The 17079-nt window shown below is 38.9% G+C and carries 12 protein-coding genes and 1 other RNA gene; 3 read left to right on the top strand and 10 right to left on the bottom strand.

The genetic code is table 11. The annotated features are described in order from the left end of the window. The first annotated feature begins 125 nt into the window (after window positions 1-125). Window positions 126-1814 carry a proline--tRNA ligase gene (locus tag GVV19_RS07890; RefSeq protein ID WP_159646892.1) on the top strand — a complete coding sequence of 563 codons (1689 nt, stop codon included), beginning with the start codon at window positions 126-128 and terminating at the stop codon, window positions 1812-1814. A 62-nt stretch (window positions 1815-1876) separates the two neighbouring features. Here GVV19_RS07890 and GVV19_RS07885 read toward each other — a convergent pair whose 3' ends face one another. The 10 genes from GVV19_RS07885 to GVV19_RS07840 all read right to left on the bottom strand — a co-directional run bounded on the left by GVV19_RS07885 (window position 1877) and on the right by GVV19_RS07840 (window position 13064). Beyond that, on the bottom strand, window positions 1877-4231 hold the full coding sequence (locus GVV19_RS07885; RefSeq protein WP_159646890.1) for a DNA translocase FtsK: 2355 nt from the start codon (window positions 4229-4231) through the stop codon (window positions 1877-1879). A 14-nt stretch (window positions 4232-4245) separates the two neighbouring features. Further along, window positions 4246-5904, bottom strand: a complete 1659-nt coding sequence (locus GVV19_RS07880) for a ribonuclease J (RefSeq protein ID WP_159641612.1) — start codon at window positions 5902-5904, stop codon at window positions 4246-4248. A 127-nt stretch (window positions 5905-6031) separates the two neighbouring features. Then, window positions 6032-7030, bottom strand: coding sequence for a S66 family peptidase (locus tag GVV19_RS07875; protein WP_159646888.1), 999 nt, complete (start codon window positions 7028-7030; stop codon window positions 6032-6034). 72 nt (window positions 7031-7102) lie between these two features. Next, the gene (locus tag GVV19_RS07870; protein ID WP_159641610.1) at window positions 7103-7867 is read right to left on the bottom strand and encodes a TIGR00282 family metallophosphoesterase; all 765 of its coding nucleotides are present in this window, start codon (window positions 7865-7867) and stop codon (window positions 7103-7105) included. Further along, complete coding sequence (rny, locus tag GVV19_RS07865) at window positions 7867-9423, bottom strand: ribonuclease Y (protein ID WP_159639015.1); 1557 nt, start codon at window positions 9421-9423, stop codon at window positions 7867-7869. The genes GVV19_RS07870 and rny overlap by 1 nt, the downstream gene beginning before the upstream one ends. A 265-nt stretch (window positions 9424-9688) precedes the next feature. Next, window positions 9689-10708, bottom strand: a complete 1020-nt coding sequence (recA, locus tag GVV19_RS07860) for a recombinase RecA (RefSeq protein ID WP_159639013.1) — start codon at window positions 10706-10708, stop codon at window positions 9689-9691. Window positions 10709-10751: 43 nt separating this feature from the next. After that, window positions 10752-11345: a CDP-diacylglycerol--glycerol-3-phosphate 3-phosphatidyltransferase gene (gene pgsA / locus GVV19_RS07855; protein ID WP_159646886.1), complete on the bottom strand. Its 594-nt coding sequence runs from the start codon at window positions 11343-11345 to the stop codon at window positions 10752-10754. After that, window positions 11342-12259, bottom strand: a complete 918-nt coding sequence (locus GVV19_RS07850; protein ID WP_159646884.1) for a helix-turn-helix domain-containing protein — start codon at window positions 12257-12259, stop codon at window positions 11342-11344. Before GVV19_RS07850 ends, pgsA begins: the two co-directional genes overlap by 4 nt. 129 nt (window positions 12260-12388) lie before the next feature. Then, window positions 12389-12726, bottom strand: an RNA gene (gene rnpB / locus GVV19_RS07845) — RNase P RNA component class B. A gap of 17 nt (window positions 12727-12743) precedes the next feature. Beyond that, a complete protein-coding gene (locus tag GVV19_RS07840; protein ID WP_159639007.1) occupies window positions 12744-13064 on the bottom strand; it encodes a DivIVA domain-containing protein in 321 nt (106 codons plus the stop codon). A gap of 211 nt (window positions 13065-13275) precedes the next feature. On the opposite strand from GVV19_RS07840, the gene recU reads away from it, so the two are divergent. After that, complete coding sequence (gene recU, locus GVV19_RS07835; RefSeq protein WP_159639005.1) at window positions 13276-13863, top strand: Holliday junction resolvase RecU; 588 nt, start codon at window positions 13276-13278, stop codon at window positions 13861-13863. Beyond that, a complete protein-coding gene (locus GVV19_RS07830) occupies window positions 13856-16930 on the top strand; it encodes a transglycosylase domain-containing protein (RefSeq protein WP_159646882.1) in 3075 nt (1024 codons plus the stop codon). Before recU ends, GVV19_RS07830 begins: the two co-directional genes overlap by 8 nt. Window positions 16931-17079: the final 149 nt, after the last annotated feature.

The raw sequence follows: 17079 nt of genomic DNA, 5'->3' as shown, positions 1-17079 counted from the left end.
CCTACTACTAATTGTTGTGTACAATACACATTATTATCGGCCTAAACGCACTTAAATAGCACTTTTAATATAGGATAGGAATACGTTTCATGCTATACTATAAAAGAAACAATTCGAGGTGAACTATGAAATTAAGTAAAAGTTTCTTTTACACCCTACGCGAGGATGTAAAAGACGAAGATTCAACAAGTGGTAACCTACTTGTACGTGCCGGCTTTATCAAAAAAAGCTCATCAGGTGTGTATATGTATATGCCGCTAGGACTTCGTGTAAAAGATAAAATTGAAACTATCATTCGTGAAGAAATGAATGGCATTGATGCCATGGAAATGACCATGCCAACCCTTATCCCGGAAGATGTCTATATTGCTTCAGGACGTCGTGATATCATTGGTTCAAGCATGTTTACATTGAAAGATCGCTACCAAAAACCGTTCGTTTTAGGACCAACACATGAAGAACTCTTTGCTCAAGCAGCACAGATGAAAATTAAATCATACAAAGATATGCCTTTTAGTTTATACCAATTCCAAACTAAATTCCGTGATGAAGCCCGTCCTCGTTTTGGACTCATTCGTGTTCGTGAATTTGTGATGAAAGATGCCTATACATTCGATGCAACATTGGAAGACGCAAACGATTCTTACGATGCAATGTTTGAAGCTTACAAACGTATTTTTGATCGTATTGGCTTAGATTATCGTATTGTACGTGCGGATACTGGAATTATGGGCGGTCTTCTCTCAGAAGAGTTCCAAGCAGTTACTGAAATTGGAGAAGATATCCTAGTCCTTGGTGAAGATACAGGATTTGCAAGCAACTTAGAAGTTGCTGAGAACGTATCACGCATCGTCAGTACCGATGATTTAAAATCTCTTGAAAAAGTGCACACACCCAATGCAAAAACAATCGAAGAAGTATCAGCATTTTTAAATCAAGATGTCAAAACATTCGTTAAAACACTTATTTACCGTCTTGACGATAAATTCGTCGCTGTTTGCGTTTTAGGGGACCGTGATGTAAACGAAACAAAGCTCTCCAAAATCTATGGTGCAACTGAAGTTGAACTTGCTGATTTTGAAAATGTCCAACGTATTACAAATGCTAATGTTGGATTTGCAGGTCCTATCGGTCTCGATATTGATATTATTGTTGATAAAGAAATTGAAGGCTTACGTAACTTCACTGTCGGAGCTAACGAAAATGACTTCCACTTCATCAATGCTAATCACTCAGATTTCGAAGCAACACATATTGTTGACGTATCTAATGTTAAAGAAGGCGATCCAAACCCTGATGGTACTGGTGTTCTTACCTTTTCAAAAGGAATTGAAGTTGGAAATACTTTTAAATTAGGAACTAAGTACTCAAAAGCAATGAATCTAGAATATCTTGATCAAAACAATAAACTTCAAGACGTATATATGGGTTCATATGGAATCGGACTGGGTCGTACTTTAGCAGCTATCGTTGAACAAAGTCATGACGATAACGGAATCATTTGGCCAATCAATTTAGCACCATATCATGTCTCAATTGTTGTCATCAATAGCAAGAGTGATGAACATATGGCTTATGCAACTGACCTTTACAACGAGTTAACACAAGCAGGAATTGAGGTTCTTCTTGATGATCGCAACCAACGTCCTGGTGTCAAATTTAATGACATGGAATTAATTGGTATCCCATTACGAATTACGATTGGTCGTGATGTTGAAAACAATCAAGTTGAATTTAAAGAGCGTAATAAAGACGAAGCGATTAAACTTGATCGTGACGAAGTTCTCACTACAATTCAATCATTCTTAAAATAAAATCAAACTGACTACGGTCAGTTTTTTTACATATACAAAAAATAACTCACCTATTTGGTGAGTTATTCTGTTTCTATAGACGCTTGTTTGTAAACATCGCGTGGCTTACTTCCATTTGCAGGGCCAATGATACCATTTTGTTCAAGGGCATCAATAAGGTTTGCTGCACGGTTATAACCCACTTTAAAGCGACGCTGTAGCAAGGATGTCGAAGCCCGTTGTTCTTTAACAACAAATTCATAAGCTTCTTCATACAATGGATCTTCATTTGATTGAACAAATCCATTATTTCCTTCAACACCATCAAGACGGATAAATGCATCGTCATATTGTGGTTTTGCTTGCATGCTTGCTTTCTCAGCGATTCGACGTACTTCATCATCGCTTACATATACACCCTGAACTCGTACTGGATTAGGTTCGCCCATAGGAATGTATAGCATATCCCCATAACCCAATAGTTTCTCAGCACCGACTGTATCAAGAATAGTTCTTGAATCAATCGAACTTGAAACCGCAAAGGCAATGCGTGACGGAATATTTGCTTTAATAACACCCGTTACAACATCCACTGATGGTCTTTGTGTTGCAACAATGAGATGTATACCCGCAGCACGCGCAAGTTGCGTAATTCGTTGAATACTTGTTTCAACATCTTTTCCAGCAACTGCCATTAAATCTGCTAACTCATCGATAATAACAACAATCCAAGGCATGAATGGTCGATTTTCTTCGGGGTGTAATTTTACCTTTTCGTTGTAAGATCCAATATTCCGGACACCCACTTTAGAGAATGTATCATAACGCTCTTCCATTTCATCAACGATAACCTTTAAAGCCATCGATGCTTGCATTGGGTCTGATATAACCGGACCAATTAAATGTGGGATATCCATGTAGGGTGTAAATTCTACTTTTTTAGGATCCACTAACAACAACTTAAGTTCGTCAGGTTTTTTATTAAGAATTATTGAAGTAATAATGGAATTCATACATACTGACTTACCACTCCCCGTTGCTCCAGCAACCAAAAGGTGCGGCATTTTATTCAAGGCAACAGTAATCGGTTTCCCCATTAAATCTTTTCCGAGTGCGACGTTGATGTTGTCTTTATCCGCAAAATTAGGCGATTGGTTAATAACTTCCTTCATTTTCACTGGAATCATTTCAACATTTGGAATTTCAATTCCAACTGCACTTTTTCCAGGGATTGGCGCTTCAATGCGTAAGGTTTTGACCGCGAGTTCCATCATCAAATTATCTTGGATTGATGAAATCTTCGATATTTTTACGTTGCTGTCTGGTTTGAGTTCAAATTTTGTAACTGCGGGTCCGATATGAATATCGATAAGCGTCGCTTCAATGCCAAACTGTTTCAGAACATTGATTAAGCGGTCAGCTTTATTCTTAGCGCTAGTTGCATTTGCGTTAGAGCGATTGTTCGCTTTCGCCGTTTCAAGCAACGTGACCGGCGGTACTCGATAATTATCATAGCTTAAGGGTCTTTGATCGCTATCATTTTTGACATTTTCACGTAACGTGGTTGCATCAGAAGACGGTAATGTTACAGAATCGACAATTTCACGTGTCTCTGAAGTAGGCGTATCTAATACCTTTACAGAATCTTCATTACCTATCGGTTCGTGTTGCATGTCATCATCTAACGTTACAAACAATGAACTTCCAGTATGTTGACTCGGTTGTTGGCTTGAAGCATCTTCTAACGACATGAAACCAGCTCGAACATCTGGTTCATCATAATTCTTCGCGATCATATCTTCAACGGTTGCGGCTTTTTCAGCTTCTTTTTCAAGTTGCTTCGCTTCTCGTTTTTCTTTACGACGTCCAAAGAATGAACTTGTTTTTTCTGTCCCTTTGCTTGCCGTATCCACAATTTGTTGCGGTGAAAAGAGTAACGCTAACGCAGAGATTGAAAAGACAAAGATAATTACAATAACACCTTCCCGCGCAACAAGAAATGACAAACCACCATATAAGATAGCACCAATAATCCCACCATATGCAGGTTGATTATAATTCATAAAAATCTTCGGAACACTCGTAAAGTAGTCCACGATTATTGGCCAGCCAACCAAATCTTGATTGAAGGATAATGATACGGTTAATATCAAAGATACCATTAGTAAACTAATCCCTAACCAAAAGCTTATGGATCGGGAAAACTGTTTTGGTTTCACCATCGCAACGAATGCAATTCCAGTAATGAGAATGTAGTATGGGAACGTATATTGTCCTACGACGACGCGCATCGTGTTATCGATGATTTCACCAACTATTCCATATCGGAAATATCCGATAACCGAGAATCCGATTGTCGCGATTGATACGAGAAAGCGAATCAATTCATTTTGTCTCGCTATACTTGCTTTTGTTTTTCTTTTTTTCTTAGCCGCCACAATGGTCCTCCTTTTTAAACGTTGATTTCAATAATAACTGGAAGAATCATTGGTCGTTTTCCAGTTTGCTTAAAGATATACTTTGCGATTAAATCACGCGCTTCGTTACGAGCATCGACATTGGTATAACGTCGTTCCTCTTTAAATTTGGCAATGGTATTTTCAAGAATTGTTCCAACTTCACTCATCACATTGTCTGCATCTTTAAGGTAGATAACACCGCGTGATTGAATGTCTGGACCTCCAAGAACTTCTTTTGTTTTATTGTTGATGACAACACCTACAATGATTGTTCCATCGGTCGCAAGAATTTGACGATCGCGAAGAACAAGTCCTGATGTATCTAAATGGTCTTTACCATCAATGAGAACATCTTCAAGTTTGATTACTTCTTTAGTTGATTTTAATCGACCTTCTTCGAAAGTAGCTACTTGACCATTATCAAGAATCACAATGTTTCCAGCGCTGATGCCCATTTCTACCGCAATACTTGCGTTCGCAACTAAGTGCTGATATTCCCCTTTTACAGGTACAAAATATTTCGGTTTCAATAATGAAATCATCATTTTGATATCTTCAACAGATGCATGCATCGCAAGAACTTCTTTGTAACTCATTGTTGTGACTTGAACGCCATCTTTGTAGAGTTCATTAATCATCAACCCTGCTTCTTGTTCGGTTCCAGGAATTTCTGGTGACGCAACAATGACACTGTCTGTATCACGGACTTCAATTTTTAAATCTTCGCCCATCGCGATTTTCGCCATTTTACGGAATACATTTGGGCCGACATCTGACACGATAATCACAACATTTTCGTCAGTATTGTCGAATTCTTTAGCATCAATTTCAATATTTTCTGGCATTTTATAGTAATTTAGTTTTTCGATATGTGTAATCAAGCGTCTTTGCGCATCTCCGTAAATAAACACTTTACGGCCAAATTTTTGAGCCATTTCAATTGTTTCAATGAAACGGAAAATATTTTGTTCATACAACGTTACAATGATACGGTTATCGGTATTTTCAAATACTCGTTCTAAACGTCGGCTCGTACGGTGATGTGGGGATGTAAATCCTTCATGTTTTGCATATCCAGATTCGGCAGCAAGTAAGAAAACGCCTTTTTTCCCAATATCTGAGATATTCGCAAGCTCAGTTGTAAATCCTTTATTTTGAATATTGAAGTCGATAATGAATTCACTTGCAAACACAATATACCCTTGATCAGAAGCAATGGCTAATCCAAATGAATCTGGAATTGAATGGGTAACACCAAATGAAATCATTTGACGGCTTCCAACTTTAAATTTGCTATCACGTTTAATTCTGAAAATCTTTACGTTTTTAACTTTACGTGCGCGTAAATCGTCTTCAATGATATTCGCAACCAATGGGGTTGTATATACTGGTGCTTTCACTTCTTTTAGTAAGTATGGTAATGCACCGACCACATCATCATGACCGTGCGTAATGAAAATAGCACGAACACGGTTCTTATTCTTTTTGATATAGGATAAATCAGGAATTACTTCTTCGACTCCTAATTGATCACTTTTTGGATATTTCAATCCTGCGTCGACAATATACATGTCGTCATTTATCTCAACGATATTTAGGTTTTTTCCTTCTTCGTCAAGTCCTCCTAGTGCGAGGAATTTAATTTTGTCCATAAAAAAAATCTCCTTTTTAAACATTCTTATGTATTAAGTGTGAATTCGTTATTTCTATTATACACTACTAACGGCTTAAGTTCATTAAAAAATACCCGACATGAACGGGTATTTTATTTTTTTTATCTTAATAAGATATGATTTCAAGGATTTCTTTTTCAGTATCAATTTCTACTACAGCACCAATCGGGAGTGTAAACATGGGATGCGTATGACTACAGTCAACACCATCAATTATCGGAATATTGGGAATGTCTCCGATGACTTCACAAAGGATATCAATTGGCTTCCGTCCCGTTCCTTGATCATCGAAAAGTTCATGTTTTCCGTACATTAAACCACCAATACGCTCAAATACACCAGCATTTTTCAATAACGCGAATGAACGTTCTACGGTCATGGCATCTTTCATAGAATCCTCAATCAACAATATATCACCATGTTTAATCTCTGGCATATATTGAGTTCCAAAAATCCCTTGCATCGTATTCAGATTTCCAGCTATAAGACGTCCACGGGCACTCCCTGGATTAATAATCGTCCATGCATTACTGTTTTCTGTTTTTTGATTATAAGGAAGATGCCAGGGCTTTCGCTCATCGGTCCACACTTCAGGTTTAACCAACGCAATGGGTAATTCACTATGCATCAACACCTGCTCAAAATAATGATATGTTAGTCCCTTAAATGGCTCTACCTCGCCAAAAGAGGGAACAACTGCCGGACCGTAAAATGTAGGAATTCCCGTTTGCGCATATAATGCAAATAGTACGGCAGTGACATCGGAATACCCAATAATTATCTTCGGATCAGCGCGAAAGGCATCGTAGTCAATATATGGAAGCATGGCGTTGGAATTAAAACCGCCAATCGTTGACATTATACAGCGAACTTCTGGATCTCTTAAAAGCGCATTAAATTCAGCTACACGCTCTTGTATCGTTCCAGAGCGGTAGAAATCCTGTTTTCCTGTCAATTTACCTTCTTTGATTTTAAACCCCTTAGAACCCAAATACTGCTTTGCAGTCTCATAACGTGTTGGAACGGTTGCTGTGATTGGCGAAGATGGTGAGAAGAATCCAATGGTGTCTCCAGGATTTAGTGTGAATCGTTGATTATATTGCATGAGTATTCCTCCGTTTTTCTTATTATACGTAATTTATCATCGAACACCAATAAAAAAAGCATCCGAAGATGCTTAAATGGCAATGCGTTGAATTGATTTTGATTCCATGGTGGTATCGTCGATATCAATGACCACCGCATTCAAGAATGAATCGCCGCTTGCGACAGTATAACGGGTTTTTTCACCCAAGATAACATTGTGGTAGAGTTCTTCAACATCACGACCAATAATGCTATCACGAGCGCCACACATACCGACGTCGGTTATATATGCCACACGGCCAATTAAACGTTCATCGGCAGTTTGAACATGCGTGTGAGTCCCAACACAAGCGTTGATGTCTTCACTATATACATTTGCAAAAAGCATCTTTTCACTTGTTGACTCTGCATGAAAATCAACAAAATAATAATCAGCTTTAACATTTTCAAGAACATCGTCCATAAAAGGATACGGACTTCCACCAACGCGATTCATGAATGCTTCTCCATAGAGATTAACAACACAAATGCGTTTTTCTTTTACTGTATATACTTTGTAGTAGTTTCCAAAATCAACCGGATCTATATTCGCAGGAACCAGCAGTTCTGGACAGGACTCATAATCATCAAAAATTTCACGTTTCGCAAACGTATGATTTCCCATTGTAATACATTCAATACCTGCATTGATGAGTTGATTATAAATTTTCTTTGTAATCCCCTTACCATGTGCACTGTTTTCACCATTCGCGATTGTGAAATCAATGTCGTATTGCTGTTTTAACATAGGTAAGTGGTCAACAACAATTTGTCGACCACTTGCTCCTACAATATCTCCAACAAACAAGATACGCATTATTTTGCAAGCTCCAAGGCACGGAGTTCGCGAATAACCGTTACTTTAATTTGTCCTGGGTATGTTAGATTCTCTTCGATTGACTCGCGAATTTCGCGTGCCATCTTAACTGTTCCCAGATCATCAACTTCTTCTGGTACTACAAGTACACGAAGTTCACGACCTGCTTGAATTGCGAACGAACGTTGCACACCTTCATGCGTTGAAGCAATTGCTTCAAGATCTTCGAGTCGTTGAATATAACTTTCAAATGATTCGAATCGTGCTCCTGGTCGTGCTGCACTTAATGTGTCAGCAGCTGCTACAAGAACAGAGATTGCGCTCGTTGCATCAACATCACCGTGGTGAGATGCAATTGCATTCACAACGATTGGGTGTTCGTTATATTTCTTCGCAAGTCTTACACCAAGCTCAACGTGGGATCCTTCCATTTCAAAATCGAGACCTTTCCCGATGTCATGGAGTAATCCAGCACGTTTCGCAAGTTTTTGGTTAAGCCCTAACTCCGCCGCCATCATGCCGGCTAAATTAGCAACCTCAATACTATGTGCAAGTGCGTTTTGACCATATGAATAACGGTATTTGAGACGTCCTAAGACATTCACAATTTCTTTATCCATTTTACTAATACCAAGTTCAAAGAGTGTATCTTGACCTGTTTTTGAAATAATTGTATTCAGTTCTTTTCGTGCTTTATCAACCGCTTCTTCAATGCGTCCTGGTTGAATACGACCATCACTGAGTAATGTTTCAAGAGCCATTCGCGCAACTTCACGGCGAATTGGATCAAAACATGATAATGTAATAACTTCCGGTGTATCATCAATCAATAAATCAACACCTGTAGCGTTTTCAAAGGCACGAATATTTCGACCTTCACGACCTATAATACGGCCTTTCATTTCTTCGTTTGGTAATGTAATTGTTGTAGAAGTACGTTGTGTTGTTTCTTCTTGTGCATAGCGTGAAATAGCAAGAGATATAATATTACGTGCGATGTCATCAGCTCGTGAACGAGCTTCCTCCTCTTGATCACGGATATATGACAATACTTCATGTTCCATTTGTTTTTCTACAATTTCAAATAATTCTGTTTTAGCTTCTGAAGCAGGCATCGATGCGACGCGCTCAAGCTCTCTAAGTTGTACTTCCGTACGTTCATTTAATGCTTCTTCCATCTTGTCCAATTTGGCAGATTTAGATTCTAAATCGCGTTTCATATCAAGTAGCTCATTATCACGAGTGACAATATTCTTGTCGCGCATATTTAAATTTTCGTCACGGCGTTCGAGACGACTTTCAAATTCTTGTAATTCTTGTCGTAATTTTTGCGCTTCTCGTTCAGCATTTAATTTAACTTCATAGGCATTCGTCTTCGCTTCTAAATGTGCTTGACGAGTTAATGTTTCTGCTCTTTCTTTTGCGTCATTGATAATTGAATTCGCTTCTTTTTTAGAGCGACTAATTCCTAATTTGTTGATGACGACCATCGCAATCCCCATAACAACAAATACAATCAAACCGGTAATGATGGAGAATAATGTTACATTGTCCATTATTTGCCCCTACCTTCTTTAAAATAATTAAATTGTTAGATAACTAACATATATATAATACTTTATTTTGGAGCGTTTCACAACTAGAAATCAAACCACCCATACTGAATTGCCTCGTCTTTTACAGTTTCCATCTTCACCACAATGAAAACCGTATCATTTTCCGCTTTTTACGTTCAACATGAATTCACTTATGGGTCCGAAATTTAAACTCCGAAGGTACACTCTCTATAATCTTGCTTACAATGAAACAAAAAAAAAGAGTCTATGACTCTTTTTCAGTAGATTGTTCTTTTGGTGGCAACACTTTATCGCGAACCAAGGCTCCAACCTCTTTTTTAATTTCTGGATTATCGTCAAGGTATGTACGTACTGCTTCACGACCTTGTCCAATTTTTTGGTCATTATAAGAATACCATGATCCGCTTTTATTGATAATGTTGTGTTCAACACCTAAATCAATAACTTCACCAGTATAACTAATACCCTTACCATAAATGATTTCAACTTGTACCGCTTTAAATGGCGGTGCTACCTTGTTTTTTACAACTTTAATGTTCGCTTTATTCCCAACGATATCTGTACCTTGCTTAATTTGTTCAGATCGACGAATATCTAAGCGGACCGATGAGTAAAACTTAAGCGCGCGACCACCTGGTGTTGTTTCGGGACTTCCAAACATAACTCCCACTTTTTCACGTAATTGGTTAATGAAAATCGCTGTACAGTTTCCACGGTTCATACCACCTGCAAGTTTACGCATCGCTTTTGACATCATCCGTGCTTGTAAACCAACATGTGCATCTGACATTTCACCATCAAGCTCAGCTTGAGGAACTAGAGCAGCAACACTATCCACAACAATAAGATCAACGGCACCACTACGTACTAACACATCCACGATTTCTAACCCTTGCTCACCCGAATCCGGTTGAGATAGGATTAACTCATCAATATTTACGCCTAAATTTTGTGCATAAACAGGATCAATGGCATTCTCAGCATCAATAAATGCAGCTTTCCCACCGGTCTTCTGGACTTCTGCAATTGCATGAAGTGCCAGCGTTGTCTTACCACTTGATTCAGGACCGTAAATTTCAATAATACGGCCTTTCGGATAACCACCAATTCCGAGTGCAGCATCTAATGCTAAGGAACCCGAACTGATTGCATCAATATCAACGGCACTACGTTCGCCGAGTTTCATGATGGATCCTTTACCAAATTGTTTTTCAATTTGTTTCAGTGTTTCGTCTAAAATTTTATCTCTTTTATCATTTTCCATGGTGATCTCCTCTAGTTTAAATACACGAGTTTACTTTGAAATCCTACATTGATTCTGTTAAATATGAACGTGCTTGAATTACATAGGATGCACCACTGAGTAGTGACATGATTGTTGCAAACCATACAAGTATGGATGAGAACGGTACTCCAAACAATTCAAATGGTAAGTTGTTGAGTAAAACAAAAATAATTGCAAGCATCTGCGCTACAGTTTTTACTTTACCTAAATACCCAGCTGCCATTACCATACCTTTTTGAGATAATAACATCCGGACTGCATCCACGATAGTATCACGCCAAATCATTACAATAACTGCAACAACAGGAACAACCCCTTGGTATGCAAATAGAACAAACAATGTATTCACCAATAACTTGTCTGCAATTGGGTCTAAGAATTTTCCAAATGTTGTCACCATGTTACGGCTTCGCGCTAAATAACCGTCTACAAAATCGGTAAGTGACGCTACAATAAAGACAATGAGGACTATGATACTTTTGAGTGAAATTGAAACATGATCAATTGTATAGTATGGAATACTAATTCCAAATTGGCTATATGGGAAAAGTTCAATGAGTAAAATAATCGGTATTAAAATAATTCTAAAAACAGTCAATTTATTTGCTAAATTCATGATTGCGTTGCTCCTTCAATAAACGTAAAGGTTAACAACACGACATCTGCAGGCGCGATGCTTGGATCAATTTCCAAATCTACGCCATTAACCTTGATTGTATTTCCTTTGAATGCTCCGTATTGGACTTCAATTTTTTTGTTCTTACTTGGTTTAACGGTAACTTTTGCCGTCTGGCCTTGTGGGTATGTTCCACTTGCTGGGCTTGTCATAATCTTGCCATCTTCTTCAAACTGCATCCAAGACGTTGCGTTGAATGTGAAATCAAGGGTGACATCTTTCCCTTGTTCCCAGCCCGCAATTGTATATTCTGTTGGGGATGTACGATTGACTGTCACCGTTGTATTTGGCTTGGTTTCCGGAGTTGTTTCAGTTCCAGTATTACCACTGCCTTCTGCAGGTTTCTCTTCCTCTTCGACTTTAGGAACAGTAATTACAGGTTTTTCGATGGGATCGGAACTTCCGAACATCGGTACAACATATGTGATTGCTAAATAACCAAACAAGGTTACAATTGCAACCCCAAGTACAACAAGACCGACCGTACCAAAATCAAATCGTCGTGATTTTTTAGCCCGGTGCACTTTAACGTTTGCATTCGGGTTCACTTTATTTCTTATATTCGTTGTAATTTCATCTTGTTTTTGTATTTGTGATACCGTAATGGAATCAGTATACGCATGAATGGTATCATCCAATTCACCACGCAGTTCATCATAGCTAACCCCTAAGGCATTTGCATAATAACGAACAAAATAGCTGAGGTATGAGAGGTCTTCTTTAAAAAACTGAATGTTTCCCTCTTCAATCGCTTCCAATTGAATTGTCGAAAGTTTTGTCGTTTTACTCATATCTTCAAGTGACAATCCTTTTTCAATTCGTTTTTCTTTTAAAATGGATCCGATTCTGTCCAACTTTAACCCACCTTCCTTATATATTTACTTATTTGTTTTCATACATACCGATTATAACAATCTAAACAAACTTTTACAATGCGTTCACATGGATAAAAAAAGGAGCTTACGCTCCTTTAATGCATATACAATCATTAAGCCATGTTCTGTTACGATAATCATTTATCTACGTCCTAAGACGTCTCCGTGATACTTCAATTTGTATGTTAGAGTTCCCCTACCAATTTTGGGTTTCTCGCTTATGGGGTTTACCGCGTTCCACTCTACTGTTTTCACAATAGACTCCGTCACTGTGGCACTTTCAAGTCGCCATCCATAGCCGAAGCCTTAGGATATTGATCTGCCGTCATAGATGCCTCTATGCTCTGACTTATGGTTTCATCAGACACAAACACTACAGTCATCGCAGACTGTGCGAGCATGGACTTTCCTCTACATTCTAACGAATGCAGCGATTATCTTTCATGTACGTGAGTATTATACACTATTTATCTTGGTTTTCGAAGACTGCAGCCTCTAATTTTGAAATTCTTTTTAGAACATCAACGTGACTGTATTGGTTTGGAGTTATGTCGCCTTGTGCGCGTGATTTGCCTTCATACTCTAGTAACATCTTACGTTGCTGCGCTAATGATTCTTCATATTTCATTAAACGCTCGTGTTGTTCTTTAAGAAGTGTTTCAAACATTGCATAATCATTTAAAACATCATCTAAAAATTGATCAACTTCAAGCGCACTGTATCCTTTGAAATCGACATGGAATTCTTTGTTTAAAATCATATCTTGTGTTAGTTTCTGTGTCATCGTATTCACCTCACAAGTATTATCTCAAAAAGGGTCTATGACTTCAAGCACGATTGCGTGCATTTCGTTTCCCGCAGTTTTCTTTACCGCAATTTCATGAAAATACACAAATCTTTCATATTTTACAGGCGTACTTCCCCCTTCCGTAACTTCCCACATTTCAAAAGTATGTAAAAATATGGAATTATAGTATAATAACTATGGTGATTCTATGATAAATTATCCTGGTAGCAAAAAAGTCTACCAAAGAACAACCACTTCTGGTGTTACTAGCCGGCGTGGTATGAGTTTAGAAGAAGACCTCAACAGAACCAATGAACAGTATCTCATTCGAGAGATTGCGGTGGTCCATAAAAAGCCGACTCCGATCCAGATTGTTAATGTTGACTATCCTTCGCGAAATAAAGCTAAAATAACCGAAGCATATTTTAGACAGGCTTCGACCACTGATTACCAAGGGGTTTGGAACAGCTATGCTTTAGATTTCGAGGCTAAAGAAACACGGAACAAAACTGTTTTTCCACTTGCAGCGCTGCACCAGCATCAAATTGACCATTTGACTGCGGTTCATCGACAAGGGGCAATCGCCTTCTTAATTATACGTTTTAGCGAGTATGACGAAACTTACCTGATCTTTGCCAAAGACTTACTGCCATTTATAAAGGATACAACGCAACGTTCAATTCCATATAAATGGATCAAACAACACGGTCATAGTGTGACCGCGTCCTACCAAATACCTTGCAATTACATCCCTGTAATCGCAGAGGTCTACCAAAAAGGAGTATCTTATGAGTGATAACAATGAGAAAACAGTTGAATTCCGACGTGTTTCAGATGGAAACACAGCGCCTTCAACTGATAATTCAAAAAAGAAACAATCAAAAGGTCCAATGAAAAAGAAAAAAAGAAAAGAACCCGTGGCCGGTAAACTTAAAGCACAACGCATTACCGCTTGGGTATTAATCGTTTTAACATCACTTGGTGTTCTCGGTGTTGCAACTGTCGGTATATATGCCGGAATTCAGATTAATAAAACAACACCACTGGCTCATGAGGATTTCATCCCAACATCGAGTTCAACATTCTACGCATCCAATGACCAATCCTTCTTTGAAACAGGATACAAATTGCGAGACAACATTGGTTATGATGACCTATCCAATTCTGTCATTGATGCCTTTATTGCAATCGAAGATTCTCGTTTCTTTACCCACAACGGGTTTGATGTTCCACGTTTCACACGTGCAGCACTCAATAACTTAAAGAAAACTGTAACGAGTGGGAGGTTAGACTTCTCTGAAGGTGGATCAACCTTCACGATGCAATTAATTAAACAAACAGAATTTATGTCTGATGGGTCAGATGGTGAAGATGTCAAAGGTCCTGATGTCGGAAGCTCTGGAATCAGCCGAAAAATTCAGGAAATCTACCTTTCACAAAAAATTGATGGTGGTGGTGTTCTAAGTAAGAAACTTATCTTAGAACTGTATCTCAACCAAATTGATTTTGGAGTTGGAAACAATACCGTTGGTATCGAAAACAGTTCCAAGGCCTATTTTGGAAAATCAGCAAGTGAGCTTAACACGGTTGAAGCCGCAATGATGGCTGGTGTTATCAATGCTCCATATGCTTATTCGCCATATATGAATATTCAAAAAGCGAACGAACGAACACAACAAGTTCTCGACTTAATGCTTCAACATGGTTATATTAGCGACGAAGAGCATGCAATTGCATCTGCTGTCCGTGTTGAGGACTTATTGGTCGAACGTAAAGCGCAACAAGGAAATGCACACCCTTATCAATCCTACGCTGACGCTGTAGTCGAAGAGGTTATTGAATTAACAGGAAAAGATCCTGGAAAAGTGCCAATGAAGGTTTATACAGCACTTGACTTAGATGTTCAAGCTGGCCTTGACCGCGTTCAAGCTCGTGAAATTGAAGAACTAACATTTGATGAAGATTCCGGCATCCAAGTTGGATCCGCAGTCGTCAATAACAAAACTGGTGAGATTGTCGGAACTGTTGGTGGTTATGATTATAACGGACAACGAATCACAAACCGTGCAACGAATACTAAGTACGCTCGTGTTCGTCCTGCTTCTACATTGAAACCTGTCGTCAGTTATGCGCCAGCATACAACTACTTAGGTTGGTCAACGGACCACATCATTACCGATGATCCATACGATACGGGTGGTGGATTTGTTGTTACAAACTACGATAACCGCTACGAAGGTGAAATCACGTTAGACCGTGCTATCTCCGATTCACGAAACGTGCCGGCTGTAAAAACGTTTATGACCGTCGCAGACAAAATCGGGTACGATGCATACCGTCAATACTTCACAAATATCGGATTAACAATTGATGAAACTAACAACGGCTTTGGCTGGGGAGTTGCGATGGGTAATGACCCACTCTATGCAACACCTGCTGAAATGGCCGCTGCAAATGCTATGCTTTACAATGATGGAAAATATATCAAACCACATACTGTCGTTCGCATCGAATTTGAAGATGGTAGTGCTCCATACGTACCAGAATACACTCCAACACAGGTTATCCAACCTGGAGCTGCATACATGGCAACCCGAAACATGAAATATGTTATCGACAGCGGAAGTACAGACTATACAAACGTAACACGCAGAAACTACCCAGTTTACGGTAAAACAGGAACTAACCAGTATGACCCGATTATGGCGGATGAACTTGGTTACCCTAAAGCGGCACAAGAGTCCCGTCTCATGATGACCGCTACCGGGGATTTCTCAATCTCAACGTGGGTTGGATTCCCATCTGCTGATCGCGGACAGATTAGTCAACCTTATTTCTCACCATCAGAGCAAGAGCGTAATGTACCTGGTAAACTAAACAGTTACATTCTGTCCTTACTTGAAGATTCATTCGGTGTTCCAACAGATGTCTCAATGCCTTCTGATGTAACTCAGATTACACATATTAAAGGACCTTTCCCATATCAGTCACCATTACCTGATATGAATAAAGACCTAATTTCAACTGGATACATTCTGAAAGACTTCGCAAAACTTGCTGAAGCAAAACCTCAGGATCTAAGTCCACTTTCAGACGCTACATTTACGGCAACATCTATTGGACAGCAATTCACATTCAATATTGATATGACAGCTTACCCTGATGCTTCAAAACTCAAAGAAGCGGATGCAAGCTTAGTAATGCCTCACCCACACGGTGGTAGTGTTACTGGAAAACGTGTCTTCGATGAATCCTGGATTTATGGTGCAGTCAGATACAAAACAGAAATCCGAGCAGACGGAAATCCTATTGCAGAGCAAATGAGTGAATCAAACACCTTCACCGTTGCTGCTTCTGTTCCACCAGGAACAAAACAACTTGAAGTTTGCTCATACTACACATTTGAAAAAGCAACATCACGGAAATCAAATCAAATCTGTAAGCCGGTAGACGCTTCTCAAATTCCTAGCGAAGCCTTCCCGAACTTTGTTGGCCAGTCTTATGGCATCATGCGTGGTTGGGCTGAACCAAAAGGAGTAACACTGCAACCAAACTTTGTCGTACGAAACGATATGGCATATGGTGAAGTAATAAGCGTCTCACCAAATGTTGCAGGTAAACAGTATACTTCGAAAGAACTTGCGGCATTGACCTTAAAAGTTGATGTTAGCGATAATCAATTCGAGTCCGGCATTACCGTAGAGACATTGCTCAATGATCCAAATTCTCAGTATTTGAACATTGTGAATGCATCCGGTCAAGACAAGAAACGCATTATTGGTTATACCGTCAACGGTACAACCACACAATCTATTCGAACATCCGTCGTTGGAAAAAACCCAGTAACTCTTGTTCTTGAATAACAAACAAAAGCACCAACTTACTAGGAACTGACCTAGTTCCTTGGGACTCAAGAAAAAACCTCTTGTAAACGAATTATTGTAAAATGATTCAATACGGGAGGTTTTCTTATGGGAACACGGATTATGCATAGTTATGAGATAAAAATGAA

This window comes from Erysipelothrix anatis (genome assembly GCF_009828745.1).
GTDB lineage: Bacteria > Bacillota_I > Bacilli_A > Erysipelotrichales > Erysipelotrichaceae > Erysipelothrix > Erysipelothrix anatis.
The sequence above is the reverse complement of the archived record's forward strand: the minus strand, read 5'-3'. Positions and strand labels throughout refer to the sequence as shown.